Origin of the sequence: Plantibacter sp. MPB07, from assembly GCF_046619465.1 — a bacterium.
GTDB lineage: Bacteria > Actinomycetota > Actinomycetes > Actinomycetales > Microbacteriaceae > Plantibacter > Plantibacter auratus.
This window is the reverse complement of sequence record NZ_CP177043.1, coordinates 1,512,197-1,532,029: the sequence shown is the minus strand read 5'-3', so window position 1 is coordinate 1,532,029 and position 19,833 is coordinate 1,512,197. Positions and strand designations below refer to the sequence as shown.

16 protein-coding genes are annotated in these 19,833 nt (G+C 69.5%); 11 read left to right on the top strand and 5 right to left on the bottom strand.

Translation table 11 applies throughout. The features are described from left to right. Positions 1 to 139 precede the first annotated feature (139 nt). The gene (locus ACLIME_RS07205) at positions 140 to 2,323 is read left to right on the top strand and encodes a DEAD/DEAH box helicase (RefSeq protein ID WP_079707134.1); all 2,184 of its coding nucleotides are present in this window, start codon (positions 140 to 142) and stop codon (positions 2,321 to 2,323) included. Between the two features lie 57 nt (positions 2,324 to 2,380). Here ACLIME_RS07205 and ACLIME_RS07200 read toward each other — a convergent pair whose 3' ends face one another. Beyond that, on the bottom strand, positions 2,381 to 2,647 hold the full coding sequence (locus ACLIME_RS07200) for a mycoredoxin (RefSeq protein ID WP_064294490.1): 267 nt from the start codon (positions 2,645 to 2,647) through the stop codon (positions 2,381 to 2,383). Positions 2,648 to 2,793: 146 nt separating this feature from the next. Between ACLIME_RS07200 and ACLIME_RS07195 the strand changes: the two genes are divergently transcribed. After that, a complete protein-coding gene (locus ACLIME_RS07195) occupies positions 2,794 to 3,822 on the top strand; it encodes a 6-phosphofructokinase (RefSeq protein WP_064294489.1) in 1,029 nt (342 codons plus the stop codon). 60 nt (positions 3,823 to 3,882) lie between these two features. Here the strand turns inward: ACLIME_RS07195 and ACLIME_RS07190 are convergent, their stop codons facing one another. Beyond that, positions 3,883 to 5,985: a S9 family peptidase gene (locus ACLIME_RS07190; protein WP_411558525.1), complete on the bottom strand. Its 2,103-nt coding sequence runs from the start codon at positions 5,983 to 5,985 to the stop codon at positions 3,883 to 3,885. 77 nt (positions 5,986 to 6,062) lie between these two features. Here ACLIME_RS07190 and ACLIME_RS07185 point away from each other — a divergent pair, with 77 nt between their 5' ends. The 4 genes from ACLIME_RS07185 to ACLIME_RS07170 all read left to right on the top strand — a co-directional run bounded on the left by ACLIME_RS07185 (position 6,063) and on the right by ACLIME_RS07170 (position 10,455). Next, entirely contained in the window at positions 6,063 to 6,902 is an 840-nt protein-coding gene (locus ACLIME_RS07185) for an aldo/keto reductase (protein WP_079707132.1), read from the top strand. Positions 6,903 to 6,955: 53 nt separating this feature from the next. After that, positions 6,956 to 8,800, top strand: a complete 1,845-nt coding sequence (locus ACLIME_RS07180) for a DUF2207 domain-containing protein (RefSeq protein WP_411558524.1) — start codon at positions 6,956 to 6,958, stop codon at positions 8,798 to 8,800. Positions 8,801 to 8,944: 144 nt separating this feature from the next. After that, complete coding sequence (locus ACLIME_RS07175) at positions 8,945 to 10,123, top strand: inorganic phosphate transporter (RefSeq protein WP_079707130.1); 1,179 nt, start codon at positions 8,945 to 8,947, stop codon at positions 10,121 to 10,123. Continuing rightward, positions 10,120 to 10,455 (top strand): peptidase, encoded by a 336-nt coding sequence (locus ACLIME_RS07170; RefSeq protein ID WP_079707129.1) that lies wholly within the window; start codon positions 10,120 to 10,122, stop codon positions 10,453 to 10,455. Before ACLIME_RS07175 ends, ACLIME_RS07170 begins: the two co-directional genes overlap by 4 nt. A gap of 219 nt (positions 10,456 to 10,674) precedes the next feature. Here ACLIME_RS07170 and ACLIME_RS07165 read toward each other — a convergent pair whose 3' ends face one another. Continuing rightward, positions 10,675 to 11,952: a uracil-xanthine permease family protein gene (locus ACLIME_RS07165; protein ID WP_079707128.1), complete on the bottom strand. Its 1,278-nt coding sequence runs from the start codon at positions 11,950 to 11,952 to the stop codon at positions 10,675 to 10,677. A gap of 135 nt (positions 11,953 to 12,087) precedes the next feature. On the opposite strand from ACLIME_RS07165, the gene ACLIME_RS07160 reads away from it, so the two are divergent. The 3 genes from ACLIME_RS07160 to ACLIME_RS07150 all read left to right on the top strand — a co-directional run bounded on the left by ACLIME_RS07160 (position 12,088) and on the right by ACLIME_RS07150 (position 16,199). Continuing rightward, complete coding sequence (locus ACLIME_RS07160) at positions 12,088 to 13,539, top strand: NCS2 family permease (protein WP_137243259.1); 1,452 nt, start codon at positions 12,088 to 12,090, stop codon at positions 13,537 to 13,539. A gap of 73 nt (positions 13,540 to 13,612) precedes the next feature. After that, on the top strand, positions 13,613 to 14,515 hold the full coding sequence (locus tag ACLIME_RS07155) for a phosphodiesterase (RefSeq protein ID WP_411558523.1): 903 nt from the start codon (positions 13,613 to 13,615) through the stop codon (positions 14,513 to 14,515). 205 nt (positions 14,516 to 14,720) lie between these two features. After that, positions 14,721 to 16,199 carry an aspartate ammonia-lyase gene (locus tag ACLIME_RS07150; RefSeq protein ID WP_159880323.1) on the top strand — a complete coding sequence of 493 codons (1,479 nt, stop codon included), beginning with the start codon at positions 14,721 to 14,723 and terminating at the stop codon, positions 16,197 to 16,199. A 74-nt stretch (positions 16,200 to 16,273) separates the two neighbouring features. Here ACLIME_RS07150 and ACLIME_RS07145 read toward each other — a convergent pair whose 3' ends face one another. Next, the gene (locus tag ACLIME_RS07145; RefSeq protein ID WP_411558521.1) at positions 16,274 to 17,176 is read right to left on the bottom strand and encodes a fumarylacetoacetate hydrolase family protein; all 903 of its coding nucleotides are present in this window, start codon (positions 17,174 to 17,176) and stop codon (positions 16,274 to 16,276) included. Between the two features lie 329 nt (positions 17,177 to 17,505). Here ACLIME_RS07145 and ACLIME_RS07140 point away from each other — a divergent pair, with 329 nt between their 5' ends. Together ACLIME_RS07140 and ACLIME_RS07135 are read left to right on the top strand one after the other, a co-directional pair. Further along, on the top strand, positions 17,506 to 17,880 hold the full coding sequence (locus ACLIME_RS07140) for an FKBP-type peptidyl-prolyl cis-trans isomerase (protein ID WP_064294480.1): 375 nt from the start codon (positions 17,506 to 17,508) through the stop codon (positions 17,878 to 17,880). 88 nt (positions 17,881 to 17,968) lie between these two features. Beyond that, on the top strand, positions 17,969 to 18,499 hold the full coding sequence (locus tag ACLIME_RS07135) for an adenine phosphoribosyltransferase (RefSeq protein WP_124769542.1): 531 nt from the start codon (positions 17,969 to 17,971) through the stop codon (positions 18,497 to 18,499). Between the two features lie 3 nt (positions 18,500 to 18,502). Here ACLIME_RS07135 and ACLIME_RS07130 read toward each other — a convergent pair whose 3' ends face one another. After that, complete coding sequence (locus tag ACLIME_RS07130; protein ID WP_411558520.1) at positions 18,503 to 19,819, bottom strand: MFS transporter; 1,317 nt, start codon at positions 19,817 to 19,819, stop codon at positions 18,503 to 18,505. Positions 19,820 to 19,833 lie beyond the last annotated feature (14 nt).

The window sequence follows — 19,833 nt, the reverse complement described above, 5'->3', positions numbered from 1 at the left end:
CGTAGACTGGGCACACGCCCGTCGGGCGCCCGTGTCGGTCTCGTGCAACGCTCTGTTGCTCCACGACGACCAGTCGGGCCCGACGCCCGTCTCTTCCGGCCCCTCGGCCGATGAGGCTCTTCGACTGCTCAGGAGGAGCATGCCGCACACCGGCCAGCAACGCCGTTCCCAGGGGCGTTCCAGCACCCGTTCATCTGGCCGCTCGAACCCCAGAGGGTCCTCGTCGCGTCACGACGACGACGCGCCGATCATCCCCATCCTCGCCCGCAAGGTGCGCGAGGTCGAGGCGAAGGCGCAGAAGGGCAAGGTCGGGCCAACCAACCGGACCAAGTACCAGGTCATCGCCTTCCTCGTCCGCGAGGAACGCGCCAGGGTCAAGGCCGACACGAGCTACAGCGACGCCACGCGGGCCGAGCTCCTGAAGCGCCTCGACGGTGTGGCGACCATCCTCGCCAAGACGGCGGCGCGCGACACCTCGCTCATCCAGCTCCTCGAGGCCGACGCCGCGACGAGCCCCGTCGCGCAGCGGCTCCGGCGCGACTGGCTCCTCGAGTCGGGCGCCGAACTCAGCGCCGACGAACTCATCATCACCGTCGAGAAGCCCGTCGTGGAGTCCGTCGTCCCGGCCGAGCTCGCCGAGAAGCAGGTCATCCCGCAGTCGGTCAAGGCACGTCAGTTGGCCAATCCGTTCCTCGCCCCGGATTTCAGCCAGGCGGCACCGCAGCCGACCGTGCGTCGACGACTCGACAGCTGGGAGCTCATGGGCCCCCTGTACAAGGCGTTCGAGCTCGGTTCCGGCGGGGGAGCGGCCTCGATGGACCTGCCCGACGCCCCGAAGCTCGACCGGCTCTCGCCGCGCGGCCTCGAAGTCATGAAGCACCAGGCGCGCTTCGTCGAGAGCGTCCGTGAAGGACACCGTTCCTTCCTACTCGCCGACGAGCCGGGCCTCGGCAAGACCGCGCAGTCGGTCCTCGCCGCCTCGGTCGCCGAGGCGTACCCGCTCCTCGTCATCGTGCCGAACGTCGTCAAGATGAACTGGGCGCGCGAGGTCGAGCGCTGGACGCCGCACCGACGCGCCACGGTCATCCACGGCGACGGCCAGGCGCTCGACGCCTTCGCCGACGTCATCATCGTGAACTACGAGGTCCTCGACCGCCACCTCGCCTGGCTCGGGACGCTCGGCTTCCGCGGCATGGTGGTCGACGAGGCGCACTTCATCAAGAACCTCCACTCCCAGCGCTCGCAGCACGTGCTGTCACTCGCGAACCGGATCCGGAAGGCGACGCCCGGCCAGGACCCGCTGCTGCTCGCGCTGACGGGTACGCCGCTGATCAACGACGTCGAGGACTTCAATGCCATCTGGCAGTTCCTCGGCTGGATCAAGGACGGCAAGCCGACCGCCGAACTCATGGAGCGGCTCGAGGACACCGGCCTGACCCCGGCCGAGCACGCCTTCTACGCCGCCGCGCGGTCCGCCGTCATCGACATGGGCATCGTGCGCCGCAAGAAGCTTGACGTCGCCAAGGACCTGCCCGCCAAGCGCGTCGCCGACCTCCCGGTCGAGCTCGACGACGAGGCGATCCGGTCCATCCGCGACGCGGAGGCCGAGCTCGGGCAACGGCTCAAGTCCCGCTACGTGCGGGTCCTGGAGTCGCGTGGTGAGCGCGTCGACGCGCTGCACGAGCCGAACACCGACCTCATGCGCATGGTCGCCCAGGCCGAGCTCGACGAGTCCAAGGCCGCCGGTGGCACGGAGAACGTGTTCACCATGATCCGCAAGATCGGTCAGGCCAAGGCCGTCCTCGCCGCCGATTACACGGCGCAGCTCGCGAGGTCCGTGGGCAAGGTCGTGTTCTTCGCGAAGCACATCGACGTCATGAACGCGGCCGAGCAGTTGTTCGCGGGTCGCGGCTTGAAGACGGTGTCGCTCCGCGGCGACCAGACCGCGCAGGCGCGTCAGGCCGCGATCGACGCGTTCAACACCGATCCGGAGGTCGCGGTCGCGGTCTGTTCGCTCACCGCCGCCGGCGTCGGCGTCAACCTGCAGGCCGCGTCCAACGTCGTGCTCGCCGAGTTGTCCTGGACAGCCGCCGAGCAGACCCAGGCGATCGACCGCGTGCACCGCATCGGTCAGGAGGAGCCGGTCACCGCCTGGCGCATCATCGCCGCGCACACGATCGACGCGAAGGTCGCGGAACTCATCGACAGCAAGCAGGGCCTGGCCGCTCGCGCGCTCGACGGAAGCGACCAGGACGTCGCGTCGGTCGACTCGGTGCAGCTGAACGCCCTCGTCCACCTGCTCCGCGAGGCACTGGGCGCCTGACGTCCGGTTCGTCCGACCGGGTGACCACAGGTCGCCCGGCCGGACGTCGTCGGCTGGTCAGACGCCGAGTGCCGCCTTCACCTGAGCGAGCGACGGGTTCGTCGCGGTCGAGCGGTCGGGGAAGATCACCGTCGGGACCGTCTGGTTGCCGCCGTTCAGCGAGGCGACGAGGTCGGCGGTCCCCGGGACCTGCTCGATGTCGACCTCGGTGAACGGGATGCCGGCTGCGGACAGCTGATGCTTCAGTCGGGCGCAGTACCCGCACCAGGTCGTGGAGAACATCGTGATGCCGCCATCGGCGGGCAGGTAGTCGTCGGCACTCATCCCAGCAGCCTAACCCCGGTGGACGAGGCACCGACCCTCTGGGCCGGAGGACCGTCCGCGCCGGATGAAGCACCGTCGGCGAGACGGTATTGTCGGGGATGACTCCCGGCACCTGAGGTGCCCCGATCCCCATGAGGACTGTTGATATGAGAATTGGTGTGCTCACGAGCGGCGGCGACTGCCCCGGCCTGAACGCGGTCATCCGAGGAGCGGTCCTCAAAGGGACGAAGATCCACAACCAGGAGTTCATCGGCATCCGCGACGGCTGGCGAGGAGTCGTCGAGGGCCTGACGATGCCGCTCGACCGCCACAGCGTGCGTGGTCTCGCCAAGCAGGGTGGCACCATCCTCGGCACGAGCCGCACCAACCCGTTCGAAGGACCGCACGGCGGCCCGGAGAACGTCCAGCACACCATGGACCGGCTCGGCATCGACGCGCTCATCGCCATCGGCGGAGAGGGCACGCTCGCCGCGGCGAAGCGGCTGACCGACGCCGGCCTCAAGATCGTCGGCGTCCCGAAGACGATCGACAACGATCTCGACGCCACCGACTACTCCTTCGGCTTCGACACCGCCGTCGAGATCGCGACCGAGGCCATCGACCGTCTCCGGACGACGGGCGAGTCCCACAAGCGGTGCATGGTCATCGAGGTCATGGGCCGGCACGTCGGCTGGATCGCCCTGCACGCCGGTATGGCGGCGGGTGCCCACGCCATCCTCATCCCGGAACAGCCGCAGTCGATCGAGCAGATCTGCGAGTGGGCGGACAGCGTCTACCAGCGCGGTCGCGCCCCGATCATCGTCGTGTCCGAGGGCTTCACGCTCGACACCATGGAGACCGCGCACTCCGAGAAGGGACTCGACGCGTTCAACCGTCCCCGTCTCGGCGGCATCGCCGACGTGCTCGCACCCGAGATCGAGCGCCGCACGGGCATCGAGTCCCGCGCGACCGTGCTCGGCCACCTGCAGCGCGGTGGCGTCCCGAGCGCCTACGACCGCGTGCTCGCCACCCGCCTCGGTATGGCCGCCATCGACTCCGTCATGGCCGGCGACTGGGGCACGATGATCGCACTCCGCGGCACCGAACTCGTCAACTGCCGCTTCGAAGAGGCGCTCGGCAAGCTGAAGACCGTGCCGCAGGAGCGCTACGACGAAGCGGCGATCCTCTTCGGCTAGACACCCGCCGCACCGACGACGCCCCTGCTCCGGACGGAGCAGGGGCGTCGTCGCTTCGGATCAGGCCGGATCGGTGTCCGTGAGTTCGAGCACATCGAGCAGCCAGGCGAGTTCCTCGGCGCGCTCACGCCACGCGTTGTAGCGGCCGCTCACCCCGCCGTGCCCGGCGCTCATCTCGATCTTCATCAGCGCCGGTGCACCGGCGTCCCGCAGGCGGGCCACCCACTTCGCGGGTTCCACGTACAGCACGCGGGTGTCGTTGAGGCTCGTCGTCGCGAGGATGCGAGGGTAGCGCTTCGCCGGGTCGACGTTCTCGTAGGGGCTGTACGCCTTCATGTACGCGTAGACCTCGGGGTCGTGGAGCGGATCGCCCCATTCGTCCCATTCGATGACCGTCAGGGGGAGCGACGGGTCGAGGATGCTCGTCAGCGCGTCGACGAACGGGACGCCGGCGAGGATGCCGGCGAAGCGGTCGGGAGCACGGTTCGCCACGGCGCCCATGAGGAGGCCGCCGGCGCTGCCGCCCTCGGCGACGAGCCGGGCAGGCGTCGTCCAGCCCTCGCGGATGAGGTGGTCGGCCACGTCGACGAAGTCGCTGAAGCTGTTCTGCTTGTGGAGCTTCTTGCCGTCCTCGTACCAGTGACGCCCGAGTTCGCCGCCGCCGCGCACATGGGCGATCGCGAAGGTCACGCCGCGGTCGAGCATCGACAGCCTCGCGATCGAGAAGGACGGGTCCATGCTGGCCTCGTACGAGCCGTACCCGTAGAGGTGGAGCGGCCCTGGCCCCTGGACACCGACCCGGCGCACGATGGAGATCGGCACGCGGGTCCCGTCCACGGCAGTCGCCCACTCCCGGAACTGCTCGTAGTCCGCCGGGTCGTAGTCGCCGAGGACCGGCTGCTGCTTGCGCGCGAAGCGTTCGCCGGACCGGACGTCGAGTTCGAGCACCGTGGACGGCGTCACGAGGGACCCGTATCCGAACCGGAGCATCGGTTGAGCCCACTCGTTGTTGCCGTGCCAGCCCACGGTGGACAGCGGTTCGTCGAAGGCGATCTCGTCGATGTCGCCACTCGTCGGGTCGAGCAGGCCGATACGCGTGAGGCCGTCGCGCCGGTAGGAGACGGTGGTCACGGCCTCGAACGCCTCGACGTCCTCGAGTCGGCGCTCGCTGCTGTGCGCGACGACGACCCGCGCCGTGCCGAGCGGATCCGAGAGTGGCACCTCGACGAGCTCGAAGTCCGGCGCGTCCCGGTTGTGCAGGATGAGCAACCGGTCTGCGCCGTCGGCCACCCGGTGTTCGACGCTGTACTCGACGCCGTCGGTCCGCGGCCAGACGATCCGCGCCTCCTCGGACAGTGCGTCGGCGGGGACGAGTCGGGTCTCGCTCGTGACCGAGGAGCCGGCTTCGATCAGGAGCAGCGCCCGGCTGCGAGTGAATCCGGCGCCGACCCAGAACCGCTCGTCGGGCTCGTGGAAGAGGACCGTGTCGTCGTCCTGGGGCGTCCCCACCCGGTGCAGGTGCACGGTGTCGGGGCGCCAGCTCTCGTCGACCGTCGTGTAGACGATGGCGGTGCCGTCGGGGGAGAACTCCGCCCCGCCCGCGGTCCCGAGGAGCTCGTCGTCGAGGTCGACGCCACTCGCGAGGTCCCGGACACGGACGGTGTACCGCTCGTCGCCTTCGACGTCGACGCCGTAGAGCAGTCGCGTGCCGTCGTCCGACACGTCGAAGCTGCCGAGGGAGAAGAAGTCGTGGCCCTCCGCCTCGACGTTGGCGTCGAGGATGATCTGCTCGCCGGGGGCCGCGCCGCCCTCGGGCAGGGTCGGCGGCGTCCAGTCGTCCGGATCGGCGACCGGGATGCGGCACTGGATGCCGTACTGGCGGCCTTCGACACTGCGGCCGTAGTACCACCACGCACCGGAACGGGTCGGGACCGAGAGGTCGGTCTCGAGCGTGCGACTCTTGATCTCCTGGAAGATGCGCTCGCGCAGTCCGGCCAGATGGGCCGTCTCCTGCTCGGTGTAGGCGTTCTCCGCCTCCAGGTGCGCGATCACCTCCGGTGACTCCTTCTCACGGAGCCACTCGTACGGGTCCACCACGGTGTCGCCGTGGTGGGTGCGTTCGGTCGGTCGGGTCTGGGCACGGGGGGCAGAGAGCTTCGCCATGGTCCAACGCTAGTCGAGGCGCCGCCCTCCCAGCCCGCTCGGAGCCATCCGAGGGCCGCCGGGTCTAGCGTGGGGTGATGACGACCATCCCAACATTCGCGCTCAACGACGGTTCGAGCGTCCCCGCGATCGGTTTCGGCACATACCCCCTGCGAGGCCGCGAGGGCACCGACGCCACGCTGTCCGCCATCGACGCAGGCTACCGACTGATCGACACCGCCGTGAACTACCGCAACGAGGACGCCGTCGGCGCCGCGGTCCGCGAGACCGACGTCCCCCGTGACGAACTCGTCGTCGCGACGAAGCTGCCCGGCCGCGACCACGGCTTCGAGGAGACCATCACCTCGTGCCGCGGATCCCTGGCCTCGCTCGGCCTCGACCACATCGACCTGTACCTCATCCACTGGCCGAACCCCTCCGTCGGCCGCTTCGTCGAGTCGTGGAAGGCCATGATCCAGCTGCAGCGCGAGGGCCTCGTCCGCAGCATCGGCGTCTCGAACTTCACCGAGGAGTTCCTGACCCGCCTCGCCGACGAGACGGGTGTGCTGCCGGCCGTCAACCAGGTCGAGCTGCACCCGTACTTCCCGCAGGAGGAGCTCCTCGCCTTCCACCGCGAGCACGGCATCGTCACCGAGGCGTGGAGCCCGCTCGGCAAGGCACAGGCGCCGTTCGCCGAGGAACCCGTCGCAGCGGCCGCCGCGGCGCACGACGTCTCACCGGCGCAGGTCGTCCTCCGCTGGCACCACCAGCGCGGCGTGCTCCCGATCCCGAAGTCCGCGTCCCCGGAACGCCAGCGCACGAACATCGACGTGTTCGGCTTCGAGCTCAGCGACACCGAGGTGCAGGCGATCACCGCACTCGGGCGGACCGACGGCAGGCTCTTCGACGGAGACCCCAACACCCACGAGGAGATGTGAGTCCCGGCGGGCGCGTCCGCGCGCCCGCCGGCACCCCTCCTAGACTTGGCCGGGTGAAGCCCAGACGTCGTCGCCTGTCCCCGGTCCGTGCCCGCTCCTCGCGGGTGCTCCTCGTCGCCCTGGCCCTGGCGGTGGGTGCACCACTCGTCGCGACCCTGGCGAGCGCGCCGCCCGCCGCGGCCGACGCTCGGACCGACGTGTCCGACTTCACCTTCGCGTCCTTCGACGGCGACTACACCCTGAGCCGTGGCGGCGACGGTCAAGCCGAGCTGCGCGCGGTCGAGACCTTCGTCGCGGAGTTCCCCGACTCCGACCAGAACAAGGGCATTGTCCGAGCGATCCCCGACGAGTTCGACCGGGCACCACTGCACACGGAGATCGTCTCGGTGACCGACGCCGACGGTGCGCCCGTGGAGTGGGAGACCGACCGCGACGGTGATTTCCTCGAGTTGTCGCTCGGGACGGACGACTACGTGCGCGGCACGCAGAGCTACGTCATCACCTACACGCAGCGCGGCGTCGTCGGTGCCTATCGCGACACACGCTCCGACGAGTTCTACTGGGACGCGCCCGGGACCGGCTGGGACCAGCCGTTCGCCGACGCCAGTATGACGGTGCGGGTCGCGCCCGACATCGCCGACGCGCTCACCGGTGACGGCGCCTGCTACCGCGGGGATCCCGACGACAGCTCGCCGTGCGACCTCTCCCAGGCGGAGGACGCCGACGGAGACGTCTTCACGACCTCCTCCGTCCCGCTGCAGGCCCGGCAGACGCTGACGGTCGCGATCGGGTTCGAACCGGGCACGTTCGTCCAACCGGCCCGCCCCGGCGAGGCGCCGGTCTTCTCCATCGTCCCGATCGTCCTCGGCGCGCTGTCGGCCGCGGGGCTCGGAGCACTCCTGTGGATCCGACTGCGCTTCTGGAGGGACCACCCCGGTCGTGGCGTCATCGTGCCGCAGTACTCCGCCCCGAAGCAGATGAACCTCCTGCTGGCGGGCGACCTCGCCGGTCGCGCCGCCTCGTCGATGGCCGCCGAGATCGTCAGCCTCGCCGTCCGCGGCAAGCTCCGGATCGTGGACGGACCGGGCAAGAAGGACTACTCCCTGCAGTACCTCGACGACAGCGCGACGGATGAGCAGGAACGGCGCGTGCTCGCCGCGCTCTTCCCCGACCGGAACCGACCGCGGGAGATGAAGGAGGTCGACCCGGCGCTCGGCAAGGCGGTCACCGCGGAACTCGCGGCCGCCAAGCGGAACGCCCTCGACCTCGGCCTCCGACGCTCGGTCTCCTCCGCGCGGGCGTGGATCATCGTGGGGGCGCTCGCCGTCCTGGGCGTCGCCGGGATCGTCTTCTTCGGGGTCGCCTACTCCCAGCGAGCGGACAACGGCTGGTCGGTCGCCGCGCTCTTCGTGACCGGGATCGCGCTGCTCGCGGGGATCGTGTTGGCCATCGCACCGAAACCGCTCACCGCCACAGGTGCCGATGCGCGGGACGAGTTGCTCGGCCTCCGCGACTACCTGGCGCTGGCGGAGCAGGACCGCTTCCGCATGTTACAGAGCCCCGACGGTGCCGAACGGGTGGACCTCGGCGACCCCGGCCAGCTCGTCCGGGTCACCGAACGGCTCCTGCCCTTCGCCGTACTCTGGGGCGTGGAGCGCGAGTGGGCCAAGGAACTCGGTATCCGCTACGAGCAGGCCGGGAGTGCGCCGTCGTGGTACGCCTCGAACACCCCGTTCCAGGCGGCGATGTTCGCGAACGCGTTCTCCGGCTTCTCCGGATCGGCGTCGAGTACGTCGGCGTCCTGGTCGACCAGTGGGGGAGCGAGCTCGTCCGGCGGCTCGACGGGTGGCGGCTTCGCGGGCGGCGGCGGAGGCGGCGGAGGCGGCGGCGGGCGCTGATCGGCGTCGAGTTGACCTCGACCGGGCAGGGTGTAAGGATCGTGTACGGCGGGTGAACCGCCCGTATCCAGCACGTGAATTCCCCCCAAACATCTCGTCGGGGAGCACTGTGTCCGTATTCGCTCCGCCTCGAGAAAGACACCAGTGGAACTCGTTACCCTGACTGTCGTGCTGGTCATCGCACTGGCACTGTTCTTCGACTTCACGAACGGGTTCCACGACACGGCGAACGCCATGGCGACCCCGATCGCCACGGGCGCCCTCAAACCGAAGACCGCCGTCCTGCTCGCCGCGATCCTCAATCTCGTCGGTGCGTTCCTGTCCACGGAGGTCGCGAAGACCATCTCGGGCGGGCTCATCCGAGAGGGCGAGGGCGGCATCCGGATCGGACCGGAGCTGATCTTCGCCGGACTCATCGGCGCGATCGTCTGGAACATGCTGACCTGGCTCCTCGGCCTGCCGTCGTCCTCCAGCCACGCGTTGTTCGGCGGGCTCATCGGCGCGGCGATCGTCGGCGCCGGCTTCGGCTCGATCGACTTCGGTGTCGTCCTCTCCAAGGTCATCCTCCCGGCGTTGATCGCCCCCGTCACGGCGGGTCTGGTCGCCTACTCGGCGACGAAGCTCGCCTATCGGATCACGCGCCGCTATGACGGCAAGCCCGACGGTCGCGACGGGTTCCGGTACGCGCAGATCTTCTCTTCGTCCCTCGTCGCCCTCGCGCACGGTACGAACGACGCACAGAAGACCATGGGTGTCATCACGCTCACCTTCATCGCGGTCGGGGTGCAGGCGGTCGGCACCGGTCCCGAGCTCTGGGTCATCGTCGTCTGCGCCCTCGCCATCGCGCTCGGCACCTACATGGGCGGCTGGCGGATCATCAAGACCATCGGCACAGGGCTCACCGACGTCAAGCCGGCGCAGGGCTTCGCGGCCGAGACGAGCACCGCCGCCACGATCCTCGCGTCGAGCCACCTCGGCTTCGCCCTCTCCACCACGCAGGTCGCCTCCGGCTCCGTCATCGGCTCCGGCCTCGGGCGACGCGGATCGAAGGTGCGCTGGGGGACCGCCGGGCGCATCGCCCTCGGCTGGTTGATGACCCTGCCCGCAGCCGGCATCGTCGGGGCACTCGCCGCCGCCGTCGCCCACCTCGGCCTCGTCGGCATCATCATCGACGCCGTGGTGGGGGTCGGTGTCATCCTCACCATCTTCCTCATCTCGCGCCGGAACCAGGTCGACCACAGCAACGTCGTCAGTGAGGTCGCCGACTCCGGTCGTGCGGTCAAGATCAAGCGCAACCCCAAGCCCAAGAAGGTGAAGAAGTGATCGACTGGGCAGCATTCCTGATCGTCTTCGCGACGTCGCTCATCGGTGCGACCGCGATCGTCAGTCTGTACTCCCTCGGGCTCCGGCTCCTGACCACCGCCGGGCGCGTGCCCGTGGTGGCGCCGGCCGAGTTCACCGATGCGATCACGGTCATCACGCCGGAGGAGGCCGCGAAGGCGGCGAAGCGGGCCGCGAAGGCCGCTCGGAAGAACCCGTTGACTCCGGCGCAGCAGAACCTGGCCCGCGCCGGTGCCTACGCCTGCTTCGCCCTGTGTGCGGCGGCGGTCCTCTTCGGCATCTACCTGATCGTGCCGTTCTTCCACCAGGGCTGACCCCTGGGGTTCGCCAGCGCGGTGCGCTGAAGCGAGCGCGGGCCTCCGGTACGGGACCGATCCGTGTGGGGGCGCCAGCGCGGTGCGCTGACGCGAACCGCACCTACCCGGCGTGAGCGCGGGTCACACGCGTGGGCGCGGGGCTCCAGAGACCCGCGCTCGCGCGTGCGACCCGCGCTGACGCCAGCGCACCGCGCTGACGCACCCGCACCGGACGGGTCAGGCGGTCTTCCGCCAGCGACCGATGGTCGTCATCACGTGGTAGATGACGATCGCGGCGATCGTGCCGAGCGCGATCCCGTTGAAGCTGACGTCGCCACCCGCCACCCAGGTGAAGTCCGCGATGCCGATGATGAGCGCCGTCGCCGCGGTGAACTGGTTGACGGGCTTCGAGAAGTCGACCTTGTTGTCGAGCCAGATCTTCACGCCGATGATCCCGATGAGTCCGTACAGGGCCGTCGTGACGCCGCCGAGGACGCCCGCCGGGATGGTGTTGATGACCGCACCGACCTTGGGGGAGAGGCCGAGGAGGACCGCGAACAGACCGGCGACCCAGTAGGCCGCCGTGGAGTAGACCCGAGTCGCCGCCATGACGCCGATGTTCTCGCCGTAGGTCGTCGTGCCCGAACCGCCGCCGAAGCCGGCCAGCATCGTCGCCAGACCGTCGGACAGGAGCGCGCGACCGGTCTGCTTGTTCACCGAGGCGTCGGTCATCTGCGCGACGCCCCGGATGTGCCCGACGTTCTCGGCGATGAGGACGAGCACGACGGGGAGGAACGCCGGGAGGACCGCCCAGACCGCCGGGTTCGAGATCGGGTTGTCCGCGAGGTGGAACTCGGGGAGGCCGACCCACGCGGCGTCCGCGATCTTCGAGAAGTCGATCTCCTGACGGATCGCCGCGACGATGTACCCGACCACGACACCGATGACGATCGACAGTCGGCCGAGGATCCCGCGGAAGACGACGGTCGACAGGATGACGGCCGCGAGCGTCACGAGGGCGGTGATCGGAGCCGCCACGAAGTTGTTCTTCGCGGCGGGGGCGAGGTTGAACCCGATGAGGGCGACGATGGCACCAGCGACGACCGGAGGCATGAGCGCATCGATCCACCCGGTGCCCGTGACCTGCACGATGACGCCGACGAGCGCCAGGAGGAGGCCCACCGCGAGGATGCCGAAGAGGGCGCTGCCCATGCCCTGGCTCGCGACCGCGGCGGAGATGGGGGCGATGAAGGCGAACGACGAGCCGAGGTAGCTCGGCACGCGGTTCTTGGTGATGACGAGGAACAGGATGGTGCCCACACCCGAGAAGAACAGCGTCGTGGTGGGCGGGAACCCGGTCAGCACGGGGACGAGGAACGTGGCGCCGAACATCGCGACGACGTGCTGCATGCCGAGGCCGATGGTCCGCGGCCAGGTGAGCCGTTCTCCGGGGCCGACGATCGCGTGGGTCGGGACGTGCTTGCCGTCGCCGTGCAGAGTCCAGGGCAGCGCCATGTGAGCTCGATTCCGTGAGGAGGGTGCTGGGAAAGGGGTCCAGCCGATCGTAGCGGCACCCTCGCATCCCGGTCGTCGCGGGGCGGTCCGCCGTGCCGGTACGCTGGTTGCTTCGATGCAGACCCAGGAGGTCCAGTGACCACGACGCCCACCGCTCCGCGCTCGTTCCGAGAGCGTCTCGACGGTTTCTTCGAGATCAGCAAGCGCGGCTCGACCGTCGGAGGCGAGGTGCGCGGCGGCCTCGTGACCTTCGTCGCGATGGCCTACATCGTCATCCTCAACCCGATCATCCTGAGCGGCTCGGCCGACGTCACCGGTGGCGAGCTCGGCTTCGCCCAGGTCGCCGCCGTGACGGCCCTGACCGCCGGCGTCATGACGATCCTCTTCGGTCTCGTGGCGCGGCTGCCGTTCGCCTTCGCGGCCGGCCTCGGCATCAACTCGTTCCTCGCGGTCAGCGTCGTCGGTCAGGTCACCTGGGCCGAGGCGATGGGCCTCGTCGTCATCAACGGGCTGATCATCGTCCTCCTCGCGGCGACCGGACTCCGCGCCATGATCTTCAACGCGGTGCCCATCCAGTTGAAGATCGCGATCACGGTCGGCATCGGCCTCTTCATCGCCTTCATCGGCTTCGTCGACGCCGGCTTCGTCCGCTCGACGGGCGCCGGTTCGCCGCCCGTCGGCCTCGGGATCGAGGGCTCGGTCGCCACCGTGCCGACCGCCGTGTTCGTCATCTCCCTGCTGCTCACGGGCGTGCTCGTCGCGCGCAAGATCAAGGGTGCCCTGCTCATCGGCATCGTCGCCTCCACGATCATCGCCATCATCGCCGAGGCCGTCTTCAAGGTCGGCGCCTCCAACGGCGGCGAGAACCCCGGTGGCTGGAACCTCAGCGTCCCGACCCTGCCCACCCAGGTCGTCGGGGTCCCCGACCTCAGCCTGCTCGGGCAGGTGAGCTTCGGCGGCTTCGAGCGCATCGGCGTCCTCGCCGCGCTCATGCTCGTCTTCACCCTCGTGTTCACGAACTTCTTCGACGCCATGGGCACGATGACCGGGCTCTCGAAGGAGGCCGGTGTGGCGGACGCCAAGGGCGACTTCCCGCGACTCCGCTCGGCGCTCATCGTCGAGGGTGTCGGTGCGGTCGCCGGTGGCGCGACCTCGTCCTCCTCCTCGACCGTCTTCATCGAATCCGGTGCGGGCATCGGCGAAGGGGCACGGACCGGCCTCGCGAACCTCGTGACCGGTGCGCTGTTCCTGCTCGCCATGTTCTTCACGCCGCTCACGCAGATCGTGCCCTCCGAGGTCGCCGCCGCCGCGCTCGTCATCGTCGGGACGCTGATGATGTCGCAGATCAAGGACATCGTCTGGACCGAGTTCTCGGTCGCGCTCCCGGTGTTCCTGACGGTCGTCGTCATGCCCCTGACGTATTCGATCGCCAACGGCATCGGCGCCGGCTTCATCGCCTGGGTCGTGCTCCGCTCCCTGTCCGGGAAGGCGCGCGAGATCAGCCCGCTGCTGTGGGTCGTCGCAGCCGGGTTCCTCGTCTTCTTCGCCCGCGGACCCATCGAGCAGCTCCTCGGCGTCGCGTCCTGACCGTCCGCGGTCGGCCGCCCTCGGGTGGTCGACCGCGGCGGAGCACGTCGGTGGTGGCTCCTAGACTCGGACCATGACTTCCGACGTCCGTTTCGGTCAGTACCCGGCTCCCGACAGGGTCATCGTCCATCTGAGCGACCCGCACCTCTTGGCCGACGGCCGACGCCTCTACGACGCGGTCGACGTGCAGGCCAACCTGGAACAGGCCCTCCGTCAGATCGAGCGGATGCAGCTCCGGCCCGACGCGATGGTGTTCACGGGTGACCTCGCGGATCTCGGGGAGGCCGACGCGTACCGTCGGCTCCGGGAGCGGGTCGAGCCCGTCGCCGAGCGACTCGGCACCACCATCGTCTGGCTCATGGGCAACCACGACGAACGCTCGGTCATGCGGACGGCGCTCCTCGACCTCCCGGCAGGGGAGCAGCCGCTCGACGCCGTCTGGGACTTCGGCGGCTTGCGCGTCATCGGCCTCGACTCGACCGTCCCGGGGTGGCACCACGGCGAGCTCGAGGACAGCCAGCTGCAGTGGCTGGAGTCGGTGCTGGCCACGCCGGCGCCGCTCGGCAGCATCCTCGCCATGCACCACCCGCCGGTGCCGTCGAGCATCCCGTTCTTCGACATCCTCGAGCTCCGCGACCAGCACCGGCTCGAGGCCGTGCTGCGCGGGAGCGACGTCCGGGCCATCCTGGGCGGCCATCTGCACTACTCCACCTCGAGCACCTTCGCCGGCATCCCCGTCCAGGTCGCCAGCGCGAGCTGTTACTCGATGAACCTCTCGCTCCCGTCCGTGGAGGTGAACGGGATGTTCGGTGGTCAGTCCTTCAACCTCGTGCACGTCTACGACGACCGCATCACCCACTCCACGGTCCCGCTCGGTGACTACACCACCGCCGACACCTTCAGTGCGGCGTTCATCGACCGCATGGCCGCCCTGAGCCCTGCCGAGCGGCTGGAGGCGTTCTCGCGCAAGCGGTGACCCACGGGCGCTGAACCGCAGGCACGGAACCGCAGGCACGGAACCGCAGGCACGGAACCGTCTCGGGTCCAAGACACCGCAGAGGCATCGCGGATCGCACCCGGCTACGCTGGAAGGGACATCCACCCACCAGGCAACGGAGCCACGAGTGACGATCAGCACCACCAGCAGCAGCATCCCCACCACCCTTGGAGCAGACGACGACATGGCGGACAGGACGAACAGCGACGAGACTCGGACGGAGTCGGATTCACTCGGTTCGATGGAGATCCCGGCCGACGCGTACTGGGGCATCCACACGGCACGCGCGCTCGAGAACTTCCCCATCACGAAGCGTCCGATCTCCGTCTACCCCGACCTCGTCGTCGCCATCGCGAGCGTCAAGCAGGCCGCCGCCCGCGCGAACGCCGAGATCGGGGTCCTCGACCCGGCGAAGGCGAACCTCATCGACCGCGCGTGCCAGATCATCATCGACGGTGACTTCCACGAGGAGTTCATCGTGGGCGTGATCCAGGGCGGGGCGGGTACGTCGACGAACATGAACGCGAACGAGGTGATCACGAACATCGCCCTCGAGCTCGCCGGTCATGCCAAGGGTGAGTACCAGTTCCTGCACCCGCTCGACGACACCAACCGGTCGCAGTCCACCAACGACGTCTACCCGACCTCGATCAAGATCGCGCTCGCGTTCTCGCTGCAGTTCCTCCTGACGGAGCTCGGCCTGCTGCGCGACTCGTGCAGCGCGAAGTCCGTCGAGTTCTCCCACGTCCTCAAAGTCGGGCGCACGCAGCTCCAGGACGCCGTCCCGATGACCCTCGGGCAGGAGTTCCACGGCTTCGCCACGACGCTGAACGAGGACTACGACCGCCTCCACGAGACCCTCTGGCTGCTCGCCGAGGTCAACCTCGGCGCCACCGCGATCGGGACGGGGATCACCGCCGACCCGCGCTACGCGGAGGCCGTCGTCCGCCACCTCAACCAGATCACGGGCCTCGCGCTCACCACGGCACCCGACCTCATCGAGTCGACGAGCGACGCCGGCGGGTTCATGTCGTTCAGCGGCACCCTGAAGCGGAGTGCCATCAAGCTCTCCAAGATCTGCAACGACCTGCGTCTGCTGTCGAGCGGTCCGCAGGCCGGCCTCGGCGAGATCAACCTGCCGCCCCGACAGGCCGGATCGAGCATCATGCCGGGCAAGGTCAACCCGGTCATCCCGGAGGTCGTGAACCAGGTGGCGTTCAGCGTCGTCGGCGCCGACATGACGGTCACGATGGCGGCCGAGGCCGGGCAGTTGCAGCTCAACGCCTTCGAACCGGTCATCGCCCACTCGCTGCTGCAGAGCATCGTCTGGATGGCACAGGCGTGCAGGACGCTGCGGGTGAACTGCATCGACGGCATCACGGCGAACGAGGAACGGCTCGAGGTGATGGTCGGTGCGTCCGTCGGCGTCATCACCGCCCTGACCCCGTTCATCGGGTACCAGTCGGCTGCGGCGCTCGCGAAGACCGCGCTGCTCACGGGCCGCAACGTCGCGGACCTCGTGGTCGAGGCCAACCTCATGACGCGCGACGAGGTGACGAAGCAGCTCTCGCCCGCGCGGCTCTCGGGGATCGAGGCCATCACCTCGGCCATCCCGATCATCGACCTGCCGATCCCGGGAGCGGACTCCGACCCGAGCCGCTGACCGACGCGGCTGTACACGACGAAGCCGTCCGGACCAGGGTCCGGACGGCTTCGTCGTGTGCTGTGGGGGAGTCGCTACCCGGCGGTGACCGTGCAGTGCGTCGTGAGCGATCCGACGCCTTCGACGGACACGGTCACCGTCGCGCCGTCGGTCAGGAAGACCTGCGGGTCGCGCGAGTATCCCGCGCCGCCCGGGCTGCCCGTCGAGATGAGCGTTCCGGGCAGGAGGGTCGCGGAGCCCGACAGGTGTTCGATGAGCGTCGCGACGCTGCGGACCATGTGACTGGTCGAGGAGTCCTGGAGCGTCACGCCATCGAGGACGGTCGAGATGTGGAGGTCCTGCGGGTCGGGGATCTCGTCCGCGGTCACGACGACCGGGCCGGTCGGGGTGAACCCGTCGAACGACTTGCAGCGCGACCACTGTGCCTCGGAGTACTGGATGTTGCGGGCGGTGATGTCGTTGACGACGGTGTACCCGAACACGTACCCGAGCGCATCGGCCGCATCGACGTCGCGAGCGGCCCGGCCGATGACGACACCGAGCTCCGCCTCGTAGTCCACCTGCTCGCTGATCGCCGCCGGCCAGCTCGTGGTGCCTCCGTGACCGGTGAGCGAGTTCGCCCACAGGCCGAAGATGGTGGGGGCGTTGTCGGTCTTGAGATTGAGCTCCTGCGAGTGCGCCGAGTAGTTGAGCCCGACCGCGAGGATCGTCGGCGGACGGAGGACCGCGGACGCGTGGACGAGCCCGTCGAGGGGTTCTCCGCTGACACCGTGGGCGAGCGACGTCTCGACGAAACTCCGCACGCGGTCCAGCTCGGCGGGGCCGCGCTCGATGAGCTCCTGGAGGTCGCGCGGGGCGTCCTCGAGGATCTCGTCGAGGAACACCGCCCCGGTGTCGCTGATGACGGCGAGTCGGACCCGCGGCTCTGCGGGGGTACTCGGCTGGTGGTCTGTGGCGACGAAATGGGCGAACTTCACCCGTCTACGGTATCGCAGGCGCGTCGGGCGCGGGCGTTGTGGACATACCGGTCCGAGCTGCGGATGCCCGGACACGACGGAACGGGATGCGAGGCGGATCCCCGGGCGACGGCCCCGGACAGACTCATCGCCCGGTGCTGCGGCAATGCCTGCGAGTCGCCCGGGCGATGAGTTGGTCTGTGCCTCCAGCATGCACCCGGGTGCCACGGCCCGCAACCCCCAAGTACCGGGCGCAGCGCCACGACCACCCCACCCGGCGTCGGCCCGGGGCGTCACGCGCTCAGCGAAATCCGCGTGAACCGATCAGGCGGAACTGCTTGGATGGAGTCATGACCGATTCAGCACGCACCAAGCCCGAGGTCGACGCCCCCACGGGCCCGGCCCCCACCGAACTCGTCATCGAGGACATCTTCCTCGGCGAGGGCGACGAGGCCCAGGCCTCCTCGACCGTCGACGTCCACTACCTCGGCGTCGGCTACGACTCCGGCGAGGAGTTCGACTCCTCCTGGAGCCGCGGGCAGTCCATCAACTTCCCGCTGCGCAACCTCATCCAGGGCTGGCAGCACGGCATCCCCGGCATGAAGGTCGGCGGCCGTCGCAAGCTCACGGTCCCGCCGGAGCTCGCCTACGGCCCGGCCGGCAGCGGCCACCAGCTCTCCGGCCAGACGCTCGTCTTCGTGATCGACCTCCTGGGCGTCAAGTAACCATCCGCAGGTCACCCCTCGTCTCTCTCGACCGACGCGTCGCTGAGGCGAGGGGTGTCGCATGTCTCCCAGACCGAACGAGGACCACATGACCACCGCAACCCAGTACGTCGACCGCCTGACGGCGACCATTCCGGACTTCCCGACGCCCGGCATCCTGTTCCGCGACCTGACCCCGGTCTTCGCCGACGCCGACGCCTTCCGCGCGATCATCGACGAGCTGGCGGCGCGCTTCGAGGGTCGCTTCGACGCGGTCGCCGGTGTCGAGGCCCGCGGGTTCCTGCTCGCCGCGGCGGTCGCGTACGCGACGCACACGCGGCTGGTCCCCATCCGCAAGGCGGGCAAGCTGCCGGGTGAGGTGCTCCGCGAGGACTACGGACTCGAGTACGGTGCCGCCGCCCTGGAGTTGCGCACCGAGCAGTTGCCGGCCGGGACGCGTGTGCTCATCCTCGACGACGTGCTCGCGACGGGCGGCAGCTGCGGCGCGGCGGTCAACCTCATCGAGCGCGCCGGATACGAGGTGGCAGGGCTCGGGCTGGTGCTCGAGCTCGAGGGACTGCCCGGCCGGGCCTCGCTCAGCGGTCGCGACGTCTTCTCGATCGCCACGGCCCCCGCCTAGGCGCTACGGGGTCGGCGTCCTGGCGTCGTAGCGTCGGAAGGCCCCCTGGACGCGGACGAGCGTCCAGACGAGCACGACGACCAGGAGTCCGCCGGCGAGCGCCGGTACCCAGAGCGCGAAGGCAGACGCGGCGAGGCCGATGTAGAGGTCGCCGACGCGGGGTCCGCCGGTCACGACGACGGTGAAGACGCCCTGCAGCCGGCCTCGGACGGCATCGGGCACGGCCGCCTGGAGGATCGTCATCCGGAAGATCGAACTGATGTTGTCGGCCGCTCCGGCGACGGCGAGTGCGATCGCCGCGATCACGATGGCGGGCAGGTTCGCGTCTGCCGCATCGGGGGTCGCCGTTCCGGAGAACGTGACCCACGCGAGGACCGCGCCGAAGCAGGCGATGGCGAGCCCGTAGACGATGATGGCCCGCTCGATGGCGCGGCCCTGGCGGTCGATCCGGCCGAGTCGTCCGGAGACGAGGCTCGACAGCAGGGTGCCGACCGCGCCGGCTGCGGTCAAGACCCCGACGGTGATCGCGCCGCCACCGAGCAACAGGGTGCCGACGGCGGGGTAGAGCACCCGTGGGTTGCCGAACGTCATCGCGACGATGTCGACGATGAACGTCATCCGGACGTTGGGGGCCGTCCGGAGGAAGGTCCAGCCGTCGACCAGGCTCGCGAGGCCCGGAAGTCGACTGACGCCGCCTTCGGGCAGGATCTTCGGCAGCGACGCGATCCCGAGGAAGGCGGCGACGAACAGCACGACGTCGATCGTGTAGGTCCAGCGGAATCCGACACTGGCCACGAGGACGCCGGCGAGTGCGGGACCGACCGTCACCATGACCCCCGCGGCGATGCCGGACAACGCCGCGGCGGACGGCAGGAGGCGGGCCGGCAGCAGCCGGGGGAGGATCGCCTGCCGCGTCGTCCCGACGATGGTCGTCGACACGGCGTTGATCGTCGTGAGGAGGTACAGGGGCCAGACCACCTCTGAGCCACTCCAGGCGAGCACCGCGATGATCGCCGTCGACACCCACGTGACCACGGCGGCCGTCAGGGCGACCGTGCGTCGGTCGAACGCGTCCGCGAGCATGCCCCCGTAGAGCCCGAAGCCGATCATCGGGATGAGGGCGATGACGCCCACGAGTGAGACGGCGAACGTCGACGCGGTGAGGTCGTAGACCTGGAGCCCGACGGCGACGATGGTCATCTGACCGCCGATCCCGGTGATCGCGCCGCCGATCCACAGCCGGGCGAAGGCGGGACTCTCCCGGAGCGGACTCAGATCGACGAGGAGCCCGCGCCGCCCGGATGCGGGTGCAGCGCTCACCGGGGCATCGGGTG

Excerpts from the sequence above, each read along its gene's own strand:
- ACLIME_RS07205 (WP_079707134.1), top strand. The coding sequence starts at position 140 with ATGCCGCACACCGGCCAGCAACGCCGTTCCCAGGGGCGTTCCAGCACC.
- ACLIME_RS07200 (WP_064294490.1), bottom strand. The coding sequence starts at position 2,647 with ATGAGTGCCGACGACTACCTGCCCGCCGATGGCGGCATCACGATGTTC.
- ACLIME_RS07195 (WP_064294489.1), top strand. The coding sequence starts at position 2,794 with ATGAGAATTGGTGTGCTCACGAGCGGCGGCGACTGCCCCGGCCTGAAC.
- ACLIME_RS07190 (WP_411558525.1), bottom strand. The coding sequence starts at position 5,985 with ATGGCGAAGCTCTCTGCCCCCCGTGCCCAGACCCGACCGACCGAACGC.
- ACLIME_RS07185 (WP_079707132.1), top strand. The coding sequence starts at position 6,063 with ATGACGACCATCCCAACATTCGCGCTCAACGACGGTTCGAGCGTCCCC.
- ACLIME_RS07165 (WP_079707128.1), bottom strand. The coding sequence starts at position 11,952 with ATGGCGCTGCCCTGGACTCTGCACGGCGACGGCAAGCACGTCCCGACC.
- ACLIME_RS07155 (WP_411558523.1), top strand. The coding sequence starts at position 13,613 with ATGACTTCCGACGTCCGTTTCGGTCAGTACCCGGCTCCCGACAGGGTC.
- ACLIME_RS07150 (WP_159880323.1), top strand. The coding sequence starts at position 14,721 with ATGGCGGACAGGACGAACAGCGACGAGACTCGGACGGAGTCGGATTCA.
- ACLIME_RS07140 (WP_064294480.1), top strand. The coding sequence starts at position 17,506 with ATGACCGATTCAGCACGCACCAAGCCCGAGGTCGACGCCCCCACGGGC.
- ACLIME_RS07135 (WP_124769542.1), top strand. The coding sequence starts at position 17,969 with ATGACCACCGCAACCCAGTACGTCGACCGCCTGACGGCGACCATTCCG.